At 70.0% G+C, this 21,951-nt stretch carries 24 protein-coding genes and 1 tRNA gene; 11 read left to right on the forward strand and 14 right to left on the reverse strand.

Going from position 1 to position 21,951, the window contains the following annotated elements; all coding sequences use genetic code 11:
• Nucleotides 1-83: 83 nt before the first annotated feature.
• Complete coding sequence (locus AB0O93_RS03195) at nt 84-581, reverse strand: MarR family transcriptional regulator (RefSeq protein WP_363340430.1); 498 nt, start codon at nt 579-581, stop codon at nt 84-86.
• 39 nt (nt 582-620) lie between these two features.
• Here AB0O93_RS03195 and AB0O93_RS03200 point away from each other — a divergent pair, with 39 nt between their 5' ends.
• The 5 genes from AB0O93_RS03200 to AB0O93_RS03220 all read left to right on the forward strand — a co-directional run bounded on the left by AB0O93_RS03200 (nt 621) and on the right by AB0O93_RS03220 (nt 8,391).
• Nucleotides 621-1,505, forward strand: coding sequence for an EamA family transporter (locus AB0O93_RS03200; RefSeq protein ID WP_363340432.1), 885 nt, complete (start codon nt 621-623; stop codon nt 1,503-1,505).
• Between the two features lie 164 nt (nt 1,506-1,669).
• On the forward strand, nt 1,670-2,485 hold the full coding sequence (locus AB0O93_RS03205; protein ID WP_363340434.1) for a hypothetical protein: 816 nt from the start codon (nt 1,670-1,672) through the stop codon (nt 2,483-2,485).
• A complete protein-coding gene (locus AB0O93_RS03210) occupies nt 2,485-4,074 on the forward strand; it encodes a DNA polymerase Y family protein (protein WP_363340436.1) in 1,590 nt (529 codons plus the stop codon). The genes AB0O93_RS03205 and AB0O93_RS03210 overlap by 1 nt, the downstream gene beginning before the upstream one ends.
• Nucleotides 4,074-7,511 carry an error-prone DNA polymerase gene (locus AB0O93_RS03215; protein ID WP_363340438.1) on the forward strand — a complete coding sequence of 1,146 codons (3,438 nt, stop codon included), beginning with the start codon at nt 4,074-4,076 and terminating at the stop codon, nt 7,509-7,511. Before AB0O93_RS03210 ends, AB0O93_RS03215 begins: the two co-directional genes overlap by 1 nt.
• Nucleotides 7,512-7,566: 55 nt before the next feature.
• Complete coding sequence (locus AB0O93_RS03220; RefSeq protein WP_363340440.1) at nt 7,567-8,391, forward strand: alpha/beta fold hydrolase; 825 nt, start codon at nt 7,567-7,569, stop codon at nt 8,389-8,391.
• Here AB0O93_RS03220 and AB0O93_RS03225 read toward each other — a convergent pair.
• Nucleotides 8,381-8,773: an ester cyclase gene (locus AB0O93_RS03225; protein WP_363340442.1), complete on the reverse strand. Its 393-nt coding sequence runs from the start codon at nt 8,771-8,773 to the stop codon at nt 8,381-8,383. The two genes, AB0O93_RS03220 and AB0O93_RS03225, sit on opposite strands and share 11 nt — an antisense overlap.
• Nucleotides 8,774-8,844: 71 nt before the next feature.
• Here AB0O93_RS03225 and AB0O93_RS03230 point away from each other — a divergent pair, with 71 nt between their 5' ends.
• On the forward strand, nt 8,845-10,074 hold the full coding sequence (locus AB0O93_RS03230) for an MFS transporter (RefSeq protein ID WP_363340444.1): 1,230 nt from the start codon (nt 8,845-8,847) through the stop codon (nt 10,072-10,074).
• On the opposite strand, the gene AB0O93_RS03235 is transcribed toward AB0O93_RS03230, so the two are convergent.
• Nucleotides 10,064-10,603, reverse strand: coding sequence for an AAA family ATPase (locus tag AB0O93_RS03235; RefSeq protein WP_363340446.1), 540 nt, complete (start codon nt 10,601-10,603; stop codon nt 10,064-10,066). The genes AB0O93_RS03230 and AB0O93_RS03235 overlap by 11 nt on opposite strands.
• Nucleotides 10,604-10,699: 96 nt before the next feature.
• On the opposite strand from AB0O93_RS03235, the gene AB0O93_RS03240 reads away from it, so the two are divergent.
• The gene (locus tag AB0O93_RS03240; RefSeq protein WP_363340448.1) at nt 10,700-11,275 is read left to right on the forward strand and encodes a heme-binding protein; all 576 of its coding nucleotides are present in this window, start codon (nt 10,700-10,702) and stop codon (nt 11,273-11,275) included.
• 260 nt (nt 11,276-11,535) lie between these two features.
• Complete coding sequence (locus AB0O93_RS03245; RefSeq protein WP_363340992.1) at nt 11,536-12,045, forward strand: DUF6226 family protein; 510 nt, start codon at nt 11,536-11,538, stop codon at nt 12,043-12,045.
• A gap of 154 nt (nt 12,046-12,199) precedes the next feature.
• Here AB0O93_RS03245 and AB0O93_RS03250 read toward each other — a convergent pair whose 3' ends face one another.
• Nucleotides 12,200-12,436: a hypothetical protein gene (locus tag AB0O93_RS03250; RefSeq protein WP_363340450.1), complete on the reverse strand. Its 237-nt coding sequence runs from the start codon at nt 12,434-12,436 to the stop codon at nt 12,200-12,202.
• A 116-nt stretch (nt 12,437-12,552) separates the two neighbouring features.
• Nucleotides 12,553-13,113: an AAA family ATPase gene (locus AB0O93_RS03255; protein ID WP_363340453.1), complete on the reverse strand. Its 561-nt coding sequence runs from the start codon at nt 13,111-13,113 to the stop codon at nt 12,553-12,555.
• Between the two features lie 121 nt (nt 13,114-13,234).
• Here AB0O93_RS03255 and AB0O93_RS03260 point away from each other — a divergent pair, with 121 nt between their 5' ends.
• Nucleotides 13,235-15,331 (forward strand): heavy metal translocating P-type ATPase, encoded by a 2,097-nt coding sequence (locus AB0O93_RS03260; protein ID WP_363340455.1) that lies wholly within the window; start codon nt 13,235-13,237, stop codon nt 15,329-15,331.
• A gap of 6 nt (nt 15,332-15,337) precedes the next feature.
• On the opposite strand, the gene AB0O93_RS03265 is transcribed toward AB0O93_RS03260, so the two are convergent.
• From AB0O93_RS03265 to AB0O93_RS03300, 8 genes are all read right to left on the reverse strand, one after another.
• Nucleotides 15,338-16,129, reverse strand: coding sequence for a hypothetical protein (locus tag AB0O93_RS03265; RefSeq protein WP_363340457.1), 792 nt, complete (start codon nt 16,127-16,129; stop codon nt 15,338-15,340).
• Between the two features lie 63 nt (nt 16,130-16,192).
• Nucleotides 16,193-16,837, reverse strand: coding sequence for a hypothetical protein (locus AB0O93_RS03270; RefSeq protein ID WP_363340459.1), 645 nt, complete (start codon nt 16,835-16,837; stop codon nt 16,193-16,195).
• Nucleotides 16,838-16,841: 4 nt separating this feature from the next.
• The gene (locus AB0O93_RS03275) at nt 16,842-17,183 is read right to left on the reverse strand and encodes a transcription initiation protein (RefSeq protein ID WP_363340461.1); all 342 of its coding nucleotides are present in this window, start codon (nt 17,181-17,183) and stop codon (nt 16,842-16,844) included.
• 72 nt (nt 17,184-17,255) lie between these two features.
• Nucleotides 17,256-17,660, reverse strand: coding sequence for a DUF5684 domain-containing protein (locus AB0O93_RS03280; RefSeq protein ID WP_363340463.1), 405 nt, complete (start codon nt 17,658-17,660; stop codon nt 17,256-17,258).
• 94 nt (nt 17,661-17,754) lie between these two features.
• Nucleotides 17,755-18,039 carry a hypothetical protein gene (locus AB0O93_RS03285; RefSeq protein ID WP_363340465.1) on the reverse strand — a complete coding sequence of 95 codons (285 nt, stop codon included), beginning with the start codon at nt 18,037-18,039 and terminating at the stop codon, nt 17,755-17,757.
• On the reverse strand, nt 18,036-18,302 hold the full coding sequence (locus AB0O93_RS03290) for a hypothetical protein (protein WP_363340468.1): 267 nt from the start codon (nt 18,300-18,302) through the stop codon (nt 18,036-18,038). The genes AB0O93_RS03285 and AB0O93_RS03290 overlap by 4 nt, the downstream gene beginning before the upstream one ends.
• Before the next feature lie 108 nt (nt 18,303-18,410).
• The gene (locus AB0O93_RS03295; protein WP_363340470.1) at nt 18,411-18,683 is read right to left on the reverse strand and encodes a Fe-S cluster assembly protein HesB; all 273 of its coding nucleotides are present in this window, start codon (nt 18,681-18,683) and stop codon (nt 18,411-18,413) included.
• 101 nt (nt 18,684-18,784) lie between these two features.
• Nucleotides 18,785-19,252 (reverse strand): hypothetical protein, encoded by a 468-nt coding sequence (locus tag AB0O93_RS03300; RefSeq protein ID WP_363340472.1) that lies wholly within the window; start codon nt 19,250-19,252, stop codon nt 18,785-18,787.
• Nucleotides 19,253-19,379: 127 nt separating this feature from the next.
• Here AB0O93_RS03300 and AB0O93_RS03305 point away from each other — a divergent pair.
• Nucleotides 19,380-19,451 (forward strand) — tRNA-Arg (locus AB0O93_RS03305).
• Nucleotides 19,452-19,626: 175 nt separating this feature from the next.
• Here the strand turns inward: AB0O93_RS03305 and AB0O93_RS03310 are convergent.
• Nucleotides 19,627-20,247, reverse strand: a complete 621-nt coding sequence (locus AB0O93_RS03310) for a hypothetical protein (RefSeq protein WP_363340474.1) — start codon at nt 20,245-20,247, stop codon at nt 19,627-19,629.
• A gap of 603 nt (nt 20,248-20,850) precedes the next feature.
• Between AB0O93_RS03310 and AB0O93_RS03315 the strand changes: the two genes are divergently transcribed.
• Nucleotides 20,851-21,927 carry a DNA cytosine methyltransferase gene (locus AB0O93_RS03315; protein ID WP_363340476.1) on the forward strand — a complete coding sequence of 359 codons (1,077 nt, stop codon included), beginning with the start codon at nt 20,851-20,853 and terminating at the stop codon, nt 21,925-21,927.
• Nucleotides 21,928-21,951: the final 24 nt, after the last annotated feature.

Consider the following 21,951-nt stretch of genomic DNA (forward strand, 5'->3'; position numbering starts at 1 on the left):
TCGCCCCTTAGCTCGCGTGGAGGCGGCAGCTTCTGCCACCTGACGGGCGTCGGTGACGGATGCCGCGACCTCGGCGTCGTGGATCAGTCGGCGTCGAGAATCCGCAGCCAGCGGGTGAGGATCGGCTCCAGGGTGCGCGCGTCGTCGGCGCCGAGCTCGTCGAGGAGGCGGTGCTCGTTCGCGAGGTGCTGGGTGATCGCATCATCGATGAGCGCGAGGCCCTCGGGGGTCAGTCGCACCATGCGTCGGCGTCCGTCGCCGGGTTCGATGCGACGGTCGACCAGTCCCCGGGCGGCGAGGCGATCCACGCGTTTGGTGAGGCCGCCCGTCGTGACCATCGTGTGCGCGGCGAGTTCGCCCGCGGGGCGTTCGTAGGGGGCTCCGGCGCGGCGGAGGGTGGCGAGCAGATCGAACTCCGGCTCGGTGAGGTCGAACCGCGCATAGACCTCGATCAGGCGATCCGTCAGTGCCAGCGCGACGCGGTGCAGGCGACCGATGACGCCCTGCGGCGACGGGTCGAGGTCGGGGCGCTCTCGGCGCCAGTCGGCCTGGATGGCGGCGACGTGATCTTCTGCGTCCATCCGTTCATATTATCTTCCCGGGAAGCTATTGTATCTTCCATGGAAGAGAAAACATGGCGATGGATCGCGCTGACGGCGATCGCGCCGATCGCGTGGGGGAGCACCTACGTCGTCACCCGCACTCTGCTGCCGGCGGAATCCCCGCTCTGGGGTGGGGTGCTGCGCGCGCTTCCCGCCGGGATCGTCGTGCTTCTGATTGCTCGCACGCTGCCGCGCGGACAGTGGTGGTGGCGGTCGCTGGTGCTCGGCATCCTGAACGTCGGCGGATTCTTCGTGCTCATCTACGTGGCGGGTCAGCGGCTGCCCTCGAGCCTCGCCGCGACGCTGATGTCGACCTCGGCGGCGTGCATGATGCTCTTCGCGTGGCTGCTGCTGAAGCGCCGTCCCGCGCCGGCGGCGGCCCTGGGGGCTCTCGTGGGACTCGTCGGTGTGGCGATCATGCTGGGTGCCGATCCGGGCTCGGCGGATCCGTGGGGCATCACGGCGTCCCTCGGGGCGATGGTGGCCTCCTCGATCGGGTTCGTCCTGACGGTGCGGTGGGGCGGCGACATCCCGGCTCTGCACATGACCGCGTGGCAGCTCGTGGCCGGCTCCGGCGTGCTGCTGCCGGCCGCGATTCTCGTCGAAGGGCCGCCGCCCCCGCTCGACGTGCCCACGGCGCTCGCCTTCGCCTACGTCTCGCTCATCGCGACCGCGCTCGCGTTCACCGCGTGGTTCACGGGGCTCCGGCATCTTCCGCCGGGCACGGTCGGGGTGGTGGGGCTGCTCAATCCGGTCACCGGCGTCGTCCTCGGGGTCGCGCTGGCCGGCGAGGCCTTCGGGATGCCCCAGGCCGTCGGCGTCGCGCTCGTGGTGGGCGGCATCCTGCTGGCCGCGCAGCCGGCGCGGCGGACGCGGGTCGCGCCCGTGAGGCGGGCTGAGTGATCTGCGCGTTCGTGTGGCGCTTATGGCCTCCTCGCGCGCGCTGAGGCGGCGATTTCTGCCACCTGAAGGCCGGCGATGGGCGGGCGCGGGTGCGATGTCGGAGGGCAGAGATACGTTCGAGATCGACGTAGATACACGTAGAACATGCGTTCTACACTGGAGGGATGAGGGCGATCGTGCAGGCTACCGCGATGTCGTCCCGCGACGCAGGATCCGGTGCGCGGGCCGATGTGGCGGCGTTGCGCGCACAGATGGAGCGGATGCAGGGGCGCCGCCTCGACGCTCCCGTGCTGCCGGTGCACCCCGCGCTCGCCTCGCTCCTTCCCGGGGGTGGGCTTCGCCCGGGGGCGGCGTACTCGCTCCCACGGTCGATGTCGCTGCTGATGGCGCTGCTGGCGACCCCGTCGAGTTCGGGATCGTGGTGCGCCGCGGTCGGGATGCCGCGCTTCGGCGCCGAGGCGGCCGAGGCGCTCGGGGTCGATCTGTCGAAACTCGTGCTGATCCCCGAGCCCGGTCCGCGGTGGCTCGCGGTCACCGCGACGATCGCCGACGTGCTCCCCGTGGTGGCGGTGCGGCCGGCGGGACGCGTGCCCGACGGCGAGATCTCGCGCCTGGCCGGGCGACTGCGTGAGCGCGGCGCGGTGCTTCTGGTGCAGGGGCCGTGGCCGCAGGCGGAGGCGGCGATCGAGATCGACCAGCCCGACTGGGAGGGCCTCGGCCGCGGACACGGCTACCTCTCCCGTCGCGAGGTGACGCTCCGATCGACGAGCAGGCGCTGGCCGAATCAGCGCCGCGCGCGGGTGCTTCTGCCCGATCCGCAGGGCGGCATCTCGTCCGCGTCCGAGCCGCTGGCCGCGCTCGAACCGCAGCGCGAGGGGGCGGCATCCGGTGGCGGTCGCAGCGGCGTGACCGGCGACGGGCGCGACGGGCGCGACGAGCGCAGGGCGGCGTCCGTGCCCCCGATGCGGGCGGTCGGCTGATGACCACGCGGGCGCCCGAGCGCAGCATGGTGCTGTGGTTCCCGGACTGGCCGGTCACCGCACTCCTCCGCGACGGCGAGGGGATGCCGCCGGGGGCGGAGGGCCGACCGATCGCCGTCGTCCAGCACAACGCCGTCGTGGCCTGCTCGTCCGACGCCCGCGCCGACGGTGTGCGGCGGGGGCAGCGCCGACGTGACGCGCAGTCGCGGTGCCCGGGGCTCGTGATCGTCCCCGCCGACGCGATCCGCGATCATCGCGCGTTCTCGCCGATCGTCGCGGCCGTCGAGGAGCGCGCGCCCGGCGTGCAGGTGCTCCGGGCGGGGCTGTGCGCACTGCGGGCGAAGGGTCCGGCGCGGTACTACGGCGGCGAGGCGGAGGCGGCGCGCGTGCTGCTCGCCGCCCTCGCCGAGCTCGACCTCGCCGACGTGCGCGCGGGGATCGCCGACGGACCCTTCACCGCCGAGCAGGCGGCGCGCGCGGCGACGACCCGCGCCGAGCCGGTCTTCACGGTCCCCGCCGGCGGCGCGGCGGGCTTCCTCGCGCCGCTGTCGGTGTCGGTGCTCGCCGACGTGACGCCCGGCGAGCCGGCCCGCGCCGCCGACGACCTGCCCGGACTCCTCGCGCGCCTCGGGGTGCAGACCCTCGGTGGGTTCGCGGCGATGACCCCCGACCGGGTGCGCGAGCGGTTCGGCGAGCGCGGCATCCGCCTCCACACCCTCTCGGCGGGGTGGGACTCGCGCCCGGTCGAGCCCCGCATCCCGCCGCCGGAGCTGCACCGCGAGGTCGCGTTCGAGCCGCCGCTCGAGATCGCCGACCAGGTCGCGTTCGGCATGCGCGTGGCGGCGGAGGAGTTCACCACCCGCCTCGGGGCGATCGACCTGGTGTGCACCGAGCTGCGGGTGGAGCTCTTCGGCGACCGCGGCGAGCACAGTCACCGCGTGTGGCTGCATCCGCGGTCCTTCGACGCCGCCGCGATCGTCGACCGGGTGCGCTGGCAGCTCGCGGAGGATCAGGAGGGCCTCCGCAGCGGGGTGACCCGGGTGCGGATCGAGCCGGCGGCGGTGGATGCGGCATCCCACCACGCCCCCGCTCTCTTCGGCGGCGGGCCGGAGGAGCGGGTGCACCACGCCCTCTCGCGCGTGCAGGCGATGCTCGGGCATCGGGGGGTCCTCACCCCCGAGATCGGCGGCGGACGCTGGCTCGCCGAGCGGCAGGTGCTCGTGCCGTGGGGCGACCGGGTCGGCGCGCAGACGGCCGTGCGCGCCCGGCCGTGGCCGGGGAGCCTTCCCGAGCCGCATCCGGCGACGGTGTTCCTCGAGCCGGTGCCCGCCGACGTCCGTGCGCTCGGCGGCGAGGTGATCGACGTCGACGAGCGGGGGAGCGTCTCGGCGGTGCCGGCCTTCCTCGCCGAGAGCGGACGGAGCCGCGAGATCACCGCGTGGGCGGGACCGTGGCCCGTCGTCGAACGCGGGTGGGATGCCGCCCGTGCGCGCCGCGCGCACCGCTTCCAGGTCGTCGACGTCGAGGGGGCGGCGTGGCTGCTGGTGTGCGAGGGCGAGAGCTGGTGGGTCGAGGGGGCGTACGACTGATGGGCTTCAACAACCCCGGCGTCCCGTGGTCCGAGATGGAGCGGGTGCTGAGCGGCCGGCGGCGTCCCGGCACCCGACCGGCGGGGGCCGACGGAGGCGACAGCCCCGCGTGGTCGCACAAGCGCGATTCGTACGTCGCGCAGGGCATCGAGCGACCCGCCGAGACCATCCCGTATGCCGAGCTGCACGCGCACTCGTCGTTCTCGTTCCTCGACGGCGCCTCCTCGCCCGAGGAGCTCGCCGAGGAGGCCGAGCGCCTGGGCCTGCACGCGCTCGCCGTCACCGACCACGACGGCTTCTACGGCATCGTCCGCTTCGCCGAGGCGGCCGAGACCCTGCAGCTGAAGACCGTATTCGGATCCGAGCTGTCGCTCGGACTCCCCGGACCCCAGAACGGGCAGCCCGACCCCACCGGGCGACACCTTCTCGTCCTCGCCCGCGGAGAGGAGGGCTATCACCGGTTGGCCTCGGCGATCACCCACGCGCAACTGCGCGGCGGCGAGAAGGGACGCCCGCAGTACGACCTCGACGAGCTGTCCGCACTCTGCCGGGAGGGCGACGGCGCGCACTTCGCCGTCCTCACCGGATGCCGGAAGGGCACCGTCCGCCACGCGCTCGCCGAGGAGGGGCAGGCAGGCGCCGCCCGCGCCCTCGACGACCTCGTCGCCCTGTTCGGGGGCGACAGCGTCCACGTCGAACTCATCGACCACGGGAACCCCTGCGATTCCCGCGACAACGACGTGCTCGCCGGGCTCGCGCGCGAGCGCGGGCTGCCGCTGCTGGCGACCAACAACGTCCACTACGCCGTACCGCAGCGCCAGCTCCTCGCCGCCGCGGTCGCCGCCGTCCGCGCCAACCGCGGGCTCGACGAGATCGACGGGTGGCTCCCCGCTCACGCCGGCGCGCACCTGCGGTCGGGGCTCGAGATGAGCGAGCGCTTCGTCCGCTATCCCGACGCCGTCGCCCGCACGGTCACCCTCGCCGACGAGCTGGCGTTTCCGCTGCGTCGCGCCAAGCCCGCGCTGCCGAAGCTCCCCGTCCCCGAGGGGCACACCCCCATGTCGTGGCTCCGGCACCTGGTGTGGGAGGCGGTGCCGCGGAAGTACCCCGACCTTCCCGCGGAGGATGCCGCGCGCATCGATCGCGAGCTCGCCGTCATCGAGATGAAGGATTTCCCCGGCTACTTCCTGATCGTCCACGGCATCGTGCAGGAGGCCCGGCGCCGTGGCATCCTCTGCCAGGGGAGAGGATCGGCGGCCAACAGTGCCGTCTGCTACCTGCTCGACATCACCGCCGTCGACGCGATCGCCTACAGACTGCCGTTCGAGCGGTTCCTCTCGAGCCTCCGCGACGAGGAGCCCGACATCGACGTCGACTTCGACTCGGATCGGCGCGAGGAGATCATCCAGTGGGTCTACGCCACCTACGGGCGCGACCGTGCGGCGCAGGTGGCGAACGTCATCCAGTACCGGCCGAAGAACGCCGTGCGCGATATGGCCAAGGCGCTCGGGCACTCGCCCGGCCAGCAGGATGCCTGGTCGAAGCAGGTCGAGCGCTGGGGCGCGTCGCTGGAGTCGACGCAGGGCCACGACATCCCGGATCAGGTGATCGAGTTCGCCGGCGAGCTGCTGAAGGCGCCGCGGCACATGGGCATCCACTCCGGCGGGATGGTGCTCACCGACCGGCCCGTGGGCGAGGTCGTGCCGATCGAGCACGCCCGCATGGAGAACCGCACGGTGATCCAGTGGGACAAGGACGACGCCGCGTGGATGGGGCTGGTGAAGTTCGACCTCCTCGGGCTCGGGATGCTCGCCGCGCTGCAGTACTGCTTCGACATGATCCGCGAATCGACGGGGGAGGTGTGGGAGCTGGCGACCCTGCCGAAGGAGGAGGCGGCGGTGTACGACATGCTCTGCCGTGCCGACTCGATCGGGGTGTTCCAGGTCGAATCGCGCGCGCAGATGGGGCTCTTGCCGCGCCTGCAGCCCCGACAGTTCTACGACCTCGTCATCGAGATCGCGCTCATCCGCCCGGGGCCCATCCAGGGCGGGGCGGTGCACCCGTTCGTCCGGCGGAAGCTCGGGATGGAGGAGGTCACCTACGCGCACGAGAAGCTGAAGCCGGTGCTCGAGCGCACGCTCGGGATCCCGGTGTTCCAGGAGCAGCTGATGCAGATGGGCATGGCCGTCGGCGGGCTCAGCGGAGAGGATGCCGATCTCCTGCGCCGCGCGATGGGATCCAAGCGCGGGGTGGAGCGCATCGAGTCGCTGCGGGAGAAGCTCTACGAGGGGATGGCGTCGCACGGGCTCGTGGGCGATGTGGCCGATGAGATCTACACGAAGATCCAGGCGTTCGCGAACTTCGGGTTCGCCGAATCGCACTCGCTGTCGTTCGGGCTGCTGGTGTACGCGTCGTCGTGGATCAAGCTGCACTACCCGGCGGCGTTTCTCGCCGGGCTCCTGCGCGCGCAGCCGATGGGGTTCTACTCGCCGGCGTCCCTCGTCGCCGATGCCCGGCGGCACGGGGTGGAGGTGCGTCGCCCCGACCTCCACGCCTCCCGGGTGACCGCGGTGCTGGAGCCCGTCGTCGACCCGCCCGCCGTCGCGGTGGCGCCGCCGCCCGCGGTCGCGCCGACCGGCCGGGATTCCTGCACCCACCGCGTGCAGCCGCCGGTGGAGGTGTTCGATCCGACCGCCCCGGTCGAGGACGAGGCGCACCGGCGCGACGGCAACCTCGCCGTCCGCCTGGGTCTTGCCGGGGTCAAGGGCATCGGCGCCGCCGTCGCCGAGCAGATCGTCGCCGCACGCGATGCGGAGGGTCCGTTCCGCGACCTCCGCGACGTGGTCCGCCGCACCGGGATCACCGCCGCCCAGGTCGAGGCGCTCGCCACCGCGGGCGCGTTCGAGTGCCTCGGCATCACGCGGCGCGAGGCGATCTGGATGGCGGGCTCGGCGGCGCAGGATCGCGCCGAGTACCTCCCGGATTCGATGGTGTCGGTGCAGCCGCCGCTGTTCGCCGACCAGTCGAGCTACGACATCCTCGCCGCCGACCTGTGGGCGACCGGCATCTCGACCGACGATCATCCGCTCGCGCACTACCGGTCGGCGCTGGATGCCCGCGGGGTGCTCACCTCCCGCGAGATGCGCACCCACGAGACCGGGCGCCGGGTCGAGGTCGCGGGTCTCGTCACGCACCGGCAGCGTCCGGCGACGGCATCCGGCGTGACGTTCCTGAACCTCGAGGACGAGCACGGCGTGGTCAACGTCATCTGCTCGGTCGGGGTGTGGAACCGGCATCGTCGCGTCGCCCGCGATGCGCCGGCGCTCATCGTGCGCGGGATGCTGGAGCGCTCGCCGGAGGGGGTCACGAACCTCCTCGCCGACCGGTTCGAAGACCTGCGGGTGGGGGTGGTGCACGCGTCGCGCGACTTCCGGTGAGGTCACTTCGGTCCGTCCCGAGCCCGGGCGCCGCGGCTCGGCGAGAATGGCGAGCATGACCGATCCCCGCGTCGAGCCCTTCTCCGTCGACATCGATGGCGCGACCCTGCGCGGCAGCATCTTCCGAGCGGATGCCGCAGCCGGCAGCCCCCGTCCCGTCGCCGTGTTCTTCCATGGATTCGGCGGCACCCGCGTCGAGGCCTCCCGCATGTTCGTCACGCAGGCGCGGCGGCTCACCGCCGAAGGCATCACGGTGGTCACGTACGACCGCGCGGGGCACGGTGAGAGCGACGGGGAGTTCTTCGACACCACCGCGTCGGGCGACATCCGTACCGCCCATCGGGTGCTCGAGGTCGTTCGCGCCCTGCCCGGTGTCGACGGCGACGACCTCCACCTCCTCGGCATGAGCCTCGGGGCGGTGATCGCCTCGGTCGTCGCGGCCGAGCAGCAGGCGACGCGTCCGGTCCGATCGCTGACGATGTGGTCGACCGCCGCGGTGTTCGTCGACGAGATCCGCTCCGGTCGGATTCAGGGGATGTCGCTTGACACCCTCGACACCATCGGCTGGTTCGACTTCCACGGCATGCGACTGGGGCCTGCGATGCGCGCGGATGCCGCCACCTTCGACCCGTACGGAAGGGCCGCCGCGTACGCCGGACCGGCGCTGCTCCTCCACGGCACCGATGACTTCGTACCGCACTCCTACGCCGAGCGCTACGCCGATCCGGAGGTCTTCGGCGACCGCGCCGAGGTCGTCATCGTCGACGGCGCCGACCATGGGTGGGAGCAGCTGCCGCAGCGCGACGAGCTCCACGACCGCACCACCGCCTTCATCACTCGGCACGCCGGCCGCGCCGACGGCCTCGACATCACCCGGTGAGCTGGGCGACGAGGTCCGCGCGGTCGGTGGTTCCCGCGACCTCGGTGATGCGCCCGTTCTGCACCCGGTAGAAGACGTATTCCGCGACGTTCACGTGACGACGGGTGGCGGCGATCCCGCGGAAGATCCCGGTGTGCGTGCCGGTCCCGCGCAGATGCACGGCGATCCGGTCGTCTTCGATGACGACGAGGATGCGGCGCCACCGCCAATCCGGAAACCCGTGGAACAGATCGGCGAGGTCGTCGATGAACGCGTCCGCGCCGCCCGGGAGGTGCGCGCGCCGCACCCCAGGATCGACGAACGAGCGCACGTCGTCCAGGTCGTGGCGGTTGCAGGTGTCGAGGAAGTCGGCGTACCACTCCCGCAGCTCCCACGATTCCATCGGGCCATTATCCCGGGCGGCGCCGACGGCGCGGGCGCTCCTGCCGTCCCCGGCCGGGCTATCGTGATCCGGTGAGTGCGTTCCTCGGTCATGCGCCCGGGGATCGCGACTACCGGCGCCTGGTGATCGGACTCTTCTTCGCCGGTGTCGCGACGTTCGCGCAGCTGTACTCGCCGCAGGCGGTGCTGCCGCTCATCGCCGCCGAGTTCGCGGTCAGCCCGTCGGTCGCCGCGCTCGCGGTGTCGGTGTCGACTCTGGGGCTCGCGCTCGCGGTACTGCCGTGGTCGATGGCAGCCGACCGATGGGGGCGCGTGCCGGCGATGGCCGTCGGCATCAGCGTCGCCACCGCGATCGGCATCCTCGCGACCTTCGCCCCGACGGTCGAGTTGTTCCTCCTCGCGCGCTTCCTCGAAGGGGTCGGCCTCGGCGCGATGCCCGCGATCGCGCTCACCTACCTCACCGAGGAGGTCAGTGTCGCCCACACGGTCCGCGTGGCGGGGAGCTACATCGCCGGCACGAGCGTGGGCGGCCTGGTCGGCCGGATCGTCGCCGGTCCGGTCGCCGACCTCGACATGTGGCGCACCGGCGTGCTCGCGGTCGCGCTCCTCTGCGCCCTCAGTGCGGTGGCGTTCCTCCGGCTCGCGCCGCCGTCGCGCGGATTCGCCCCCGGTGGGGGAGTAGCCGGCGGCGGAGCGCCCGGGATCCGTGGACTCCGGCGCGGCCTCGCGGTCAACCTCCGCTCCGGACCGCAGTGGGCGCTCTATGCCCAGGCGTTCCTTCTCATGGGCGGTTTCGTCGCGATCTACAACTACCTCGGGTTCCGGCTGATCGCCGAGCCGTTCGCGCTGCCGCCGGCCCAGGGCAGCCTGCTCTTCGTCGCCTACCTCGCCGGCACAGTGGCCTCGCCGCGTGCGGGAGCGCTGGCCGCGCGCATCGGGCGTCTTCGGGTCCTCGTCGGGTCGACGGTCGTGATGGCGGCGGGGGTCGTGCTGACGGCGGGTAGGAGTGTCGTCCTCGTGCTGATCGGTCTCGTGGTGCTGACGGCCGGATTCTTCGCCGCGCACGCGATCGCGTCGGGATGGGCGCCGGTCATCTCACAGCCGGATGCCCGGGCGCAGGCGTCGTCGCTGTACTACCTCGCCTACTACGGTGGGTCGAGCCTGCTCGGGTGGGCCCTCGGGTACGTGCTCAGCGCCTTCGCGTGGTCGGGCGTCGTCGCGGTCGTCGTGGGGATGTGCGCCCTCGCGATCGCCTGGGCGACGCTGGCCCTCCGCGGACGCGAGTCCCGCGTCACTCGGTGATCGCGGCCCGCAGTGCCGCCGCCCGCGTCGCCCGGTCGCCGGTGATCTCGACGACCCGGGCGGTGCGGGGGATCAGCTCCGCCTCGTCGACGAGGTCGAGGAGGGCGGCATCCGTCGCCTCGCGGAGTTCGAGGTCTTCGTCCTCTCCCGCACGGATGCCGTCGCTCGCAGTGAGCGGAAGGATCACCAGGAGATCCACGCGGTGCAGGGCGCGCTCGGTGAGCACCCGGGCGCGGTCGAGAGCGTCGCCGGATGCCGTGCCCCGGCCGAGCTCGTCGAGCGCCGCGAGATACGCGAGGAAGTCGAGCGGTCCGCGTTCGGCGATCAGGTCGGCGGGCGGGTCGTCGAGAAGGCGCTCCGCGGTGAGCCGCAGCTGCTGGAGGAACATCGCCGGGCCCGGCTGGTCGAACCGCTCGTCGAGCAGCTCGAACGGGTCCGGCAGCACCGCGTACGACGGCAGAGCGGCGGCGACGTCGGCGATGAGGGTGCTCTTGCCGCTGGCGTGCGTTCCCGAAACCACGATGCGCATGCGGCACTGTAGCGCGAGATCGCGATACCCGGAGTGCCCCCGAGGCCGCCCGTCAAGACCCCTCCCCGCGGGATCCGTCGGGCGTACCGTCGCAGCATGACCGAGCAGCAGCCGTACACCGTCGTCCGCGAAGAGAAGGAGTGGGAGCTGCGCAGCTACCCGCCGCACGTCATCGCCGAGACCACGGTGACCGGGGTGGCGTTCGAAGACGCCGGCAATCGCGCGTTCGGGCGCCTGGTCGGCTACATCAAGGGTGACAACGTCTCGCGGCAGTCGATCGCGATGACCGCGCCGGTCGTGCAGGGGCGCTCGCCGCAGACGTCCGAGAAGATCGAGATGACGGCGCCCGTCGTGCAGACCGGAGGTGATGACGAGGGCTTCGTCGTCGCGTTCGTCCTCCCCGCCGAGATCAAGGAGGCGGATGCCCCGGTCCCGACCGATTCGCGCGTGACGATCCGCACCGTTCCCGAGCGACTCGTCGCTGCCACCACCTTCTCGGGTCGGTGGACCGAGGAGTCGTACGCCGAGCACCGCGACGCACTCTTCGCGCACGTCCGCGAGGCCGGCTTCGAACCGGTGGGCGAGCCGCAGTTCGCGCGCTTCAACGCGCCCTTCATCCCGTGGTTCCTCCGCCGCAACGAGGTGCTGATCGACGTCGCCCCCGCCGGCTGACCGGGCGGTCTACCTGATCTCGACCGGCTCAAAGCGCACCGGGCCGGGACACAACCCGTTCGACGACCTGCAGAACGGGCCGGTCGGCATCCGTGAGGATCCGGCAGGATGACGGGATGAGCTCCTACGTGCGCCCTTCGATCGAAGCGCCGGTGTTCCTCGATGCCGACGGTGCCGTGATCGACTACGGGAATCGGTAGCACGGCTCACCTCCGGAGGACACCTATTCGGTCGACACGCACCCCGAGCGGTTTGCACCGATCCATGCCGTAGCCGACGCCCTGATCGTGCACCTCCGAGAGACGTATGACGTCGAGGTAGACGACGACGCTGAGACAGCGGGCGATCTTTTGCATCCCGCATTTCACGACGTGGTGCGCGCCGTACGGATACGGCCCCGCGATCCGAAGTGCGCATCCCTGACGTTCGTCTTCACCACCTACCCGGGGATCTACATGCACGCGGGTCTGCTGCACGACTTCCCTTATCCGATCTGCGGTTGCGACGCGTGCGACTCGAATTGGGAAGCCGAAGCGGATGAACTCGAGAAGCAGGTGTTCGCGGTCGTCAGCGGCAACTATCGAGAGACGATCACGCGCGGACTCCGATCCTGGGTCGGCTATGCCTTCACCTACCCCGACGGCACGAGTACCGGGGGACCCTCTCGCTCCCGGGATCTCCCCACCGAGCGGTACACAGACGCCGCACCCATCCTCCGCGACCTTCCGCACGGATGGGCGCCATGCCCGCGTTCGATCTCAGGCTCGTGATCGAGACGCTGACCTCGTCGGAGCGAGGGCGAGCCGAAGGGCTTCCAGCGCTCGCTTGTACGGGCCGCGAGCGGTCGAGGTGGGATGTCGAGCAACGTCGCCGCGAGAGGGTGCGGGGGTGACGTCCCTCGGTTGAGCGGGCCGCCCCACGCCCCTACGGTTGCTCGCTCCTGCTCTCGTACTCGCGGCGCTCGGAAGCGAATCGGCGGAGCGAGAAGATGCTCACCCATCCGAAGAGAAGTCCCGTGACCAGGAAGCTGGCGCCGGCAAGCGTTCCTGCAATGAGAAGAAGGACTCCTGTGATGGCCGCCAAACCGCAGACGATCAGGACGGTGATGAACACCCACGTTGCGTTCCATCGCTTCGCGAACTCGGGTTCGTCCTCAATCATGCTTCGACTTTGACGGCGTTGCCCCGAAGATCTCCACCCGTTGACAGGACCCGCCCGGCGCACTATCCGTCGTCGGACCGGGAGTCGGATCGTAGGCCCGCCGGCTGATCAGTCGCTCACGCCCGGGCGAGCGGCCCCGCCACCCACGCCTGCACCTCGCGCGGAGTGCGCAACCGCACGATCGCGAGGTCGGGCCGTTCGTCCGCGAGCCGCACGGGGAGCGCGTCGTACTTCTTCCGCGTCCGCACCGCCCACCGCACGATGTGGTCGCGTTCGGTGAAGATCGAGCGCAGCGGGGGTTCGACGTTGCCGTTCCAGAGCTCTTCGCGCCGCATCCGTCGCCGAACGGTGCGCCGGACGACGCGGGGGAGCGTCACCCGGAAGAACGGCAGGTCGAGCCAGACGAGGAGGTCGGCGTGCGCACTGAGCGTCGGACGCGCGGCCCGGTACTGCCACTCGGTCACCCACGCGGGGGTCTGAACGAGCGCGCGGACGTCGTCGAGGAACGCCTCGCGTGGAACCCAGTTCGGCCCGTGGTACAGCCCGTCGATCTCGGTGTGCGGCGCGTCGATGACCGACGCGATCTGGCGGGCGAGAGTCGTCTTCCCGGCGCCGGACACTCCCGCGACCAGCACCCGACGGGGCCGGAACGGCAGGGGATCGTCGAAGGCCAGCACGCCCTCGATCCTAGGGATCTCTCGCGTTCCAACTCGATCAGGAATACCTTAGGGGGGTATGCCGGTTGGAGGCAATCGACGTCGCGCACGCGATGCCCACGAGGCCCAGGGAAGTGAATCGATGACCAACCCCCATGCCCACCACGCCACGACGGATGCCGGCCACCACGAGCACGACGACCACGCCGCGCACGGCAGCGGCGACCACGCGTCTCACGGCGGCCACGCGGGCCACGGCGACCACGTCTCGCAGTTCCGGCGCCTGTTCTGGATCAACCTGATCATCGGCATCCCGGTCGTGGTGTTCTCGCCGATGTTCGGGATGCTGCTCGGCTACGACGTGCCCGGGTGGGCGATGTGGATCGCGCCGGCGCTCGGCACCGTGATGTACGTCTGGGGCGGGTGGCCGTTCCTCACCGGCGCTGTCAGTGAACTGCGTTCGCGCGCGCCCGGGATGATGCTGCTGATCGGCCTCGCCATCACGGTCGCGTTCGTCGCGTCGTGGGGCGCGACGCTCGGCATCCTCGATCACGAGCTGGAGTTCTGGTGGGAGTTGGCGCTCCTCATCGTCATCATGCTGCTCGGCCACTGGATCGAGATGCGCTCGCTCGCCCAGACGAGCTCGGCCCTGGACTCCCTCGCCGCGCTGATCCCGGATGAGGCCGAGCGTGTCGAGGGCGACCAGGTCGTCACCGTCGCGCCCGCCGACCTGCGGGTCGGAGATGTCGTCCTGGTTCGCCCCGGCGGCAGCGTGCCCGCCGACGGAACGATCGTCGACGGCAGCGCCGACATGGACGAATCCATGGTCACCGGTGAGTCCCGTCCTGTCGCACGCACGACCGGCGACCCCGTCACCGCCGGCACCGTCGCCACCGACTCCGGGCTCCGCGTCGAGGTCGCGGCCACCGGCGATGAGACCACCCTCGCCGGCATCCAGCGGCTGGTCACCGAGGCGCAGAACTCCTCGTCCCGCGCCCAGCGCATCGCCGATCGTGCGGCGGCGTGGCTGTTCTGGTTCGCCCTGACCGCGGCGGTCATCACCGCCCTCGTCTGGACGCTGATCGGCCTGCCCGACGAAGCTGTCGTCCGCACGATCACCGTGCTGGTCATCGCGTGCCCCCATGCCCTCGGTCTCGCGATCCCGTTGGTCGTCTCGATCGCGACCGAGCGCGCCGCGCGCGGCGGGGTGCTCGTGAAGGACCGTCTCGCGCTCGAGAGCATGCGCACGGTCGACACCGTCCTGTTCGACAAGACCGGCACGCTCACCAAGGGTGAGCCCGTCGTCTCCGCCGTCGACGCGGTCGGGGATCTCGACGCGGATGCCGTGCTCGCGCTCGCCGCAGCCGCCGAAGGTGACAGCGAACACCCGCTGGCGAAGGCGATCGTCCGTGCGGCGGAGGAGAAGGACCTCTCCATCCCGCAGACGACCGGGTTCACCTCGTCGCCCGCGGTCGGCGTCACCGCCACCGTTGACGGAGCCGAGATCCGCGTCGGCGGTCCGCGCCTGCTCGACGAGATCGACGCCGATGAGATCTCCCAGGCCGACGCGTGGCGTCAGGACGGCGCGATCATCCTCCACGTCGTCCGCGACGGCGTCGTGATCGGTGGGCTGAAGCTCGCCGACGAGATCCGCCCCGAGTCGCGCGACGCGGTCGACGCGCTCCACGCCCTCGGCATCCAGGTGGTCATGATCACGGGAGACGCGGATGCCGTGGCCGACGCCGTTGGCTCCGAACTTGGTATCGACCGGGTGTTCGCGCACGTGCGGCCAGAAGACAAGGCCGACAAGGTCGCCGAGCTGCAGAGGGAGGGCCGGAAGGTCGCGATGGTCGGCGACGGCGTGAACGACGCGCCCGCGCTCGCCCAGGCCGATGTCGGCATCGCGATCGGTGCGGGAACGGATGTCGCGATCGCCTCGGCCGGAGTGATCCTCGCGAGCTCCGACCCCCGCTCGGTGCTGTCGGTGATCGAGCTCTCGCGTGCGACGTACCGGAAGATGAAGCAGAACCTGTGGTGGGCGGCCGGCTACAACCTGCTGTCGGTCCCGCTCGCCGCGGGTGTGCTGGCGCCGATCGGGTTCGTCTTGCCGATGTCGATCGGCGCGATCCTCATGTCGCTGTCGACGGTGGTGGTCGCGCTGAACGCGCAGCTGCTCCGCCGCATCGACCTCGCGCCCGAGGCGAGCACGCGCGCGGTGCTGGACCGCCGCGACGCCTGATCGAGCTCATACTCCGGCGTCCCGGCCGCTGTCATCCCAGCCGCGGACGCGGTGGATCGTGGCCGCCTTCGGGTACGTCCCACCGGGGCCGCCGATCTCGAACAGGTCGATGAGCAGGAACATTGGATACTCCGGCGCCTGCGCGATCCGCCGCACGACTTCGCCCTCGCAGCCGATGACGGTCTCGCCGTCGCCCCACATCACGGTCCACGTGTGCGGCAGCGAGGCGTCGATCGGCACTGACACTTCGGCAATGTCGGTGTCGAGCGACGGATCGTGATGGGCCTTGATGCCCGTTCGCGCTCGGCTCGTCGCACCGACCGTGTCCGCGTCGATCTCGAACAGACAGATCTCGCCCGACTCCTCGGGGCGGCGGTGCTCGGTGCCCACCAACCAGGCGGCGACCATGGTGCCGGCATCCGTTCCTGCCGAGAGCGTCACCTCGACGCGTCCGCGCGACGGCGCGAACAGCAGCCGCTCGGGAGTCTCGGTCCGCACGCGCAGACCGTCGCGGTGACGGTGGGTTCCGCGGTCCGAGTCGACGGACCCCGAGAAGGTGCCGGTCTGGATGTTCGATACGCGCAGCGGCGCGTCCTCGGGTCGCCAGTCAGGCTGGTCGGCCTCGATCCGAAGATCCAGGCCCGCGTCGACGAGGCGGTATCGCGCGCGTGCGCGGTCCGGTGTGGTCCACTGCGGCAGGTACGCCGCGACCCATCGGTCGGGGTCGAGGCCGTCGCGGAAGTCGTCGTCGACGTCAGGTGCGCGGGTCGGCGCGGGAAGGCGATCGGGTGCCGTCATGATCGCCGATGCTCGCACCGACCCCCGACACTCCGGGGGAGCGGCACGTCGACCGAGACCCGGTCAGCCGCCCGGCCCGACCGAGTTGTCGGGCGCGCCGTCGCCGTTCTCGGGGAGGTCTCCGCGCTCGACGGGTTCGCCGGTCGGCATCCGCGGGGCGTCCGAGAACAGCACCTCCAGCTCCGACACCGTCGGCACGTGCGCGTTCTGCGCGGCGGCGCGGAGGTCGTCGGTGCTCGCGCCGTTGCCGATCAGCCGGACGAGCGCCCCGTCGCGGACCGCGATGAACTCTACGGCCGCATCCAGCTGCCGGTACCAGATGTCGCCGGGCTCTTCGGTGCAGGTCACGTCGCCGCTCGGACCGTTCCAGAGGGGGAGCGCCGCGCAGCTCTCGGCGTCGAGGTCGCCCGCCTCGGTGCGGAGCTCGACCATCGCGGACGACGTCGCGTTGAACCAGACGGCCGACATCCCAGTCTCGGCGCTTCCGCCGACTGATTGCGGGGCGAGGTCGTAGCCGTCGACATCCGTCGTGTAGACCAGCGTGGGGTCGATGGTCAGCCCGCCCATGCTCGCGGCGATCTGGTCGGCGCTCGCCGTCTCGGCGCCCTCGGCACCACGTCCGTCGCCCACACCACCGGCCCCGGTCGCGCACCCGCTCACCACCACGGCAACGGATGCCGCCGCGATCACCGCCGCGAAACGCCGCACGTGTTCAGCTCTCCGGGTCGTACATGAACGCCCGCACCTCTTGCGGGCACCGGCAGGCGGCGGCGAACTTCGCGGCCCAGCGTGTCGCGTCCTCGGGGGTTGGGAGCTCCAGCACCGCGTATCCGCCTTCGATCTTCGTCGTCTCGGGATACGTGCCTTCGGTCACCGTGCCGTCCGCGTCGACCATGACCGGGGGGATGTTCTCGTCGATGCCGCCGCCGAAGACCCAGACTCCGGCATCCTTCGCCTCTCGCACGACGGCGTGTGCGGCGTCGGATACGGCCGGCAGCTCGGCTTCCGTCACCACCATCGCCGAACTGGGAAACGAGATCAGATAATTCGTCATCGGATGCCTCCTCGATATGCGACGCGCCCCCGTTCATCCTGGTCGGGGAACGGGGGCGCGTCGAGGGGGTGATCAGGCGATGCGCGACCGGTCGTAGGTGTTGCTGGAGTAGCTGAGGATGAAGTAGCCGATGAGGGCGAACAGCCACAGCAGGAAGACCGAGAAGACGGCGCCGTGTCCGAAGCCCTTGCCGAGGCGGAGGGCGACGATGATCGCGAAGACGATGTTCACGATCGGCACGAGGTAGAGCAGGGTCCACCAGGCGGAGAGGCCGGCGGCGCGGACGATGAAGAACGCGGCGACGATGGGGATGAGGGCGGTCCAGCCGGGCTGACCGGCCTTGTTGAGGAACGGCCACACGGCGGCGACGAACAGAACGTAGCCGATGAGGCCACCGATCAGTCCGCCCGCGCCCGCGCCGGAGTTGCCGAGGTTGTCGGAAGTCATCAGGGGAAGAAGTTCGAGAGCAACATGCATGCGCGTGAGCATAGGGCCGAACCTGTGTGCCGCGTGTGAACACTCCGAGAAGATGCCGAGATCCGCGCGTTAATGGGCCTCGCGGGTCGCGAAATTACGCCCCGCGACGCGCTCCGACACGGATGCCGACGAGGAACGCCACCCCGACCAGCCCGACGACGAAGAGGGTGAACCCGACCGCGGTGACCGGCGGCACGGCCAGTCCGGGTGCGCCGGCCACGTAGGCGAAATCGGAGAGGGGCGCGTACGCGGCCCACCCGAACGACGCCACACTGACCGGTGTCGCGATCCCAACCAGGATCAGTACGAACCCCGCGACCAGCGCGACGGCGGAGGCGACCCACCCGATGATCTCGCCGCGACGGCGTGGGGTGCTCATCGTCCGCCTTCCTGCGGGCTCGAGGTTCGCGCGGATCGCTCGCGATGGATCCGCCAGGAACGCCCGCCCCAGATTGCCAGAGGAATCGCCACAAGGATCAGCATTGAGCCGAGCAGACGCCAGCCCGACGAATCCGCAAGAACCAGGAGGCCGGCGCTGGCGAAGAACATGATCGCGGCACTCGCCATCAGCAGCCTCGCAACGCCCGCACCCGCGAGAAACGTCGTTGTCGACTGACTTGATATGTCCTTTGCCCCGCTCATCGTCCGACCCTACCCACCCCTCGCAACCCACCCCCGGTACACACGACGGCGGGCCCCCGCGTCGAAACGCGAAGGCCCGCAGGTCCGGCTGAGCCGGAAGACGTCAGATCACGCCTGGGAGCCGAGGGCGAAGCGGACGGATCCGTCCTGCCCGAGCTCGGCATCCAGCACCCGGTCGTCGAGTGCGGTGGTGGCGGCCTCGTCAAGGAAGACACGTGCGCCGTCGGTGACGACGACGGTGTCCTGGGGCTCCGGTGCGGGAGCCACGCTGAGCTCGAAGCCGTTCTGGGCGCCGGTGTCGCGGATGCGGACCCCTCCGTCGCCGGCCTCGGGGACGCGCGCGATGATCGTCTTGACGGCCTCGGCCGCGGTGTCGGTCATAGTAAGCATTGAGTGCTCCTTTCCTTCCTGCGGTCAACGAGGTGGCCACGATTCCGAGAATCCGCGGCGACCGCAACCCATACCGCCCTATGGGCGTCGACTCACACCGGATACGGAGGTTCGTCCGCCGCGAGCGGATCGACCCGATGCGGAGAGCGGATGCCGAGCAGCGGCCACGTCAGCATCGCCACCGCGCCGACCACGACGAACCCGCCGAACACCGTGAACGTGAGCAGTCCGCCGAACAGCAGCTGGGGTGCTCCGGGGGAGAGGAGGAAGAGTCCGACCCCGAGCCCGACGTACGCGGCGGCGATCGCGCGCCACGCGGCCGCCCAGCGCGATCGCGGGGGGAAGACCCGCAGCAGCAGTCCGTGCACGTACCAGCCGATCGCGGCGAAAACGAGCGGGATCCAGGCGAACAGGAGCACGTCGTCGTCGCGGAGGAACACCGCCCACGCCACCGCGGCGATGGCGAGCAGAATGCCGGTGTTCAGTAGCGCGTGCAGGAACGGGCTCCGGCTGACGACCTCGGTCTCCGAGGTGTCACTCGCCGCATCCTCGGCGCTCATACGCAGACCCCGGTGACGGATGCCGGGGGAGTGCGCACGCCCCCACCCTACGCACGCCCGCGCTCGCCGTCTGGGTCGTCGCGACCGCGATCCTGCCCCGGAACGCTCGGCTAAACTTGCCGGGCCAGCCTCTGTAGCTCAATGGAAGAGCAGTTGCGTCCTAAGCAAACGGTTGGGGGTTCGAGTCCCTCCAGGGGCACTCGATTTTCATCTGGCCAGGGAGCGAGCCGCTCGGGGTAAGGGACCGAGCGCCGCTCGTGCGTCTCGGGCGAGCCGACATGGATCTCGTAGGCGATCACCACCGCGTTCTCCTCGATGACGAAACGTCGACGCAGTCGGTTCCCGTTGCGCACCCGCAGGCCCGTCGCCTCACCTCAGCGCAGGCCCGTATACGCCAGGGTCACGGCCATCGTCGGATGCGCCGAGCACGCCGCCAGCGTCGCCACCTGGTCGTGCGAGAGGTACACGCGGCGCTTGCGCTGACCGCTGCGAGGGAGATTGCGAATATGGCGGGCCGGGTTGCTCGTAAGGCGGCGATCGTCGACGGCGATCGTCGACGGCGACATCGAGGATGCCGGCAAGGACACCGAGAGCGCGAAGAACGATCGTACGCGACTTCCGCGTCGCGAGCTCCGATACCCAATCCTGGACTTCGGATCGCCGGATCGCCGGATCGACCAGATCTCCCTATCTGCCCACATCGGAGCGACGTGATTGCGCCACGACTGCCCGAGTGTCGTGTAGTACGACGGCTTCGACATTGGCGGCTGCTTCGAACGCAGCCAACTATCGGCGAACATCCGGACCGGAACCCGCGACGACGACGGGTCGATGTACTCGCCCTTCGACTTGGACACCGTGACCATGGAGAGGTAGAGCTGCACCTCACGCATCGTCGTGAACCCGCGCTTCTGCGTCTCGGTGTGATCTGGCTTGCGATAGCGCACACGGTAGCGCCGGCCCTTTGCCGTCTCGTACGGGGTGATATAGCCCATCTCGACCTCCGCTCATGCCGGCTTCACGGTCCGTATCCGGCCAGGGTCCGACACCGATCGGCCGTCGTCAACGCGACCGAGGCGAGATGTGGATAAACGAAGCAAGACGTCGCCAACTGGCGTCGGATTGAATGCGGCTCCCCTTCGACGCCGAGAGTGTAGCGATCGCTCGCACCTCCGTTCTCGCCGCTCACTCCTTGCAGGCTCCGCGCTGGCGCGCTCCGCTAGCAGCCGTTCGACGACGAGCACTGCGCCGCGCCCGACCGCCCGGGCCGCTGAATGTCAGAGGAAGGCTGGCCTCGGTCGAGCGCCGCCGTATGCTCCTAGGCTGCGACCGACGTGTCGGCGGGGCTGACGTGGAGACTCTCGTCCGTGGAGCACACGGCGCACCGATCAGGGGTCGAGTCCGGTGCGTGCTTGATGGTATCGGGGCCCGCAGAACACGCCGCGATGTCGGCGCCCGAAGCTACATTCGGGGGAGACACGTAGTCCGACTCTCCGGTGAGAGCAATGCGACCGGGTATGCTGCTAACTAGAGGGCTGGGCTGTGTTCACGCGATGAGTCGCGACTCGACAACCCGCGCCATCTAGTGGATTTGGAGAATGCAATTGGGACTGAACTTCACCATGGGGGAACTCTTCTCTGGACCCGGTGGAATGGCTGCGGGGGCGCATCTGGCCGCCTCGAGCCTCGGGGTGGACCTTCGCCACGGATGGGCCAACGACTACGACGATGCGACGTGCAACACGTACCTCGCCAACATCCCTGGCGCTACAACCGATTCAGTGCGATGCGAAGACGTTCGAAACCTCGATGTCACGGCTCTCCGTCGGATTGACGGTTTCGCATTCGGTTTTCCGTGCAACGACTACAGCGTGGTCGGAGAAAACCTTGGTCTCAACGGAAAGTTCGGTCCGCTATACCGGTACGGGATCGATGTTCTAAACCACCATCAGCCTGAGTGGTTCGTCGCGGAAAACGTCAGCGGGTTGCGAAGCTCAAACGGCGGTCGCGACTTTGAGCAGATTCTTGAAGCGATGTCTTCCTCGGGGCCAGGCTACGTGCTTACGCCTCATCTCTATAAATTCGAGGAGTACGGCGTTCCGCAGCGACGACACCGGATCATCATCGTCGGCGTCCGCGCGAACATTCCTGTCCGTTTTCGCGTGCCTGCTCCGACGCATCCAACGGCGGATATGTGGGAGACCGCCGCTCGTGCGTTGGAGGGGATTCCGGCATGGGCAACGAATCAAGAACGGACACGGCAATCGCAGCGGGTGGTCGACCGGCTGTCATACATCGAGCCAGGACAGAACGCGTTCAACGCCGATATCCCGGCCGATCTGCGTTTGAATGTGAAGGGTGTCACCTTGAGTCATATCTATCGCCGGTTGCACCCGAATGAACCGGCTTACACGATGACCGGATCGGGCGGCGGCGGTACACACGGCTATCACTGGGACGAGCCCCGCGCCCTCACAAACCGAGAGCGTGCCCGGCTCCAAACCTTTCCTGACGATTTCGTCTTCAAGGGGACGAAAGAGAGCGTCCGCAAGCAGGTGGGTATGGCAGTTCCCGTACTCGGAGCCCAGAAGATCTTCGAGGCTCTTTTCAAGACCTTTAGCGGAGAATCGTACGAGAGCATCTCGTCGAACCTGCAGATGCCCGCGCTCGTCTAGCCCCGAGCACCAAGCGAACGCAAT

Origin of the sequence: Microbacterium sp. NPDC077184, from assembly GCF_040687055.1 — a bacterium.
Taxonomy (GTDB): Bacteria; Actinomycetota; Actinomycetes; order Actinomycetales; family Microbacteriaceae; genus Microbacterium.

Coding starts and splice junctions, on each gene's coding strand:
- AB0O93_RS03195 (WP_363340430.1), bottom strand. CDS start 581: ATGGACGCAGAAGATCACGTCGCCGCCATCCAGGCCGACTGGCGCCGA.
- AB0O93_RS03200 (WP_363340432.1), top strand. CDS start 621: ATGGAAGAGAAAACATGGCGATGGATCGCGCTGACGGCGATCGCGCCG.
- AB0O93_RS03205 (WP_363340434.1), top strand. CDS start 1,670: ATGAGGGCGATCGTGCAGGCTACCGCGATGTCGTCCCGCGACGCAGGA.
- AB0O93_RS03210 (WP_363340436.1), top strand. CDS start 2,485: ATGACCACGCGGGCGCCCGAGCGCAGCATGGTGCTGTGGTTCCCGGAC.
- AB0O93_RS03215 (WP_363340438.1), top strand. CDS start 4,074: ATGGGCTTCAACAACCCCGGCGTCCCGTGGTCCGAGATGGAGCGGGTG.
- AB0O93_RS03220 (WP_363340440.1), top strand. CDS start 7,567: ATGACCGATCCCCGCGTCGAGCCCTTCTCCGTCGACATCGATGGCGCG.
- AB0O93_RS03225 (WP_363340442.1), bottom strand. CDS start 8,773: ATGGAATCGTGGGAGCTGCGGGAGTGGTACGCCGACTTCCTCGACACC.
- AB0O93_RS03235 (WP_363340446.1), bottom strand. CDS start 10,603: ATGCGCATCGTGGTTTCGGGAACGCACGCCAGCGGCAAGAGCACCCTC.
- AB0O93_RS03240 (WP_363340448.1), top strand. CDS start 10,700: ATGACCGAGCAGCAGCCGTACACCGTCGTCCGCGAAGAGAAGGAGTGG.
- AB0O93_RS03250 (WP_363340450.1), bottom strand. CDS start 12,436: ATGATTGAGGACGAACCCGAGTTCGCGAAGCGATGGAACGCAACGTGG.
- AB0O93_RS03260 (WP_363340455.1), top strand. CDS start 13,235: ATGACCAACCCCCATGCCCACCACGCCACGACGGATGCCGGCCACCAC.
- AB0O93_RS03265 (WP_363340457.1), bottom strand. CDS start 16,129: ATGACGGCACCCGATCGCCTTCCCGCGCCGACCCGCGCACCTGACGTC.
- AB0O93_RS03275 (WP_363340461.1), bottom strand. CDS start 17,183: ATGACGAATTATCTGATCTCGTTTCCCAGTTCGGCGATGGTGGTGACG.
- AB0O93_RS03280 (WP_363340463.1), bottom strand. CDS start 17,660: ATGCATGTTGCTCTCGAACTTCTTCCCCTGATGACTTCCGACAACCTC.
- AB0O93_RS03285 (WP_363340465.1), bottom strand. CDS start 18,039: ATGAGCACCCCACGCCGTCGCGGCGAGATCATCGGGTGGGTCGCCTCC.
- AB0O93_RS03290 (WP_363340468.1), bottom strand. CDS start 18,302: ATGAGCGGGGCAAAGGACATATCAAGTCAGTCGACAACGACGTTTCTC.
- AB0O93_RS03295 (WP_363340470.1), bottom strand. CDS start 18,683: ATGACCGACACCGCGGCCGAGGCCGTCAAGACGATCATCGCGCGCGTC.
- AB0O93_RS03300 (WP_363340472.1), bottom strand. CDS start 19,252: ATGAGCGCCGAGGATGCGGCGAGTGACACCTCGGAGACCGAGGTCGTC.
- AB0O93_RS03310 (WP_363340474.1), bottom strand. CDS start 20,247: ATGGGCTATATCACCCCGTACGAGACGGCAAAGGGCCGGCGCTACCGT.
- AB0O93_RS03315 (WP_363340476.1), top strand. CDS start 20,851: ATGCAATTGGGACTGAACTTCACCATGGGGGAACTCTTCTCTGGACCC.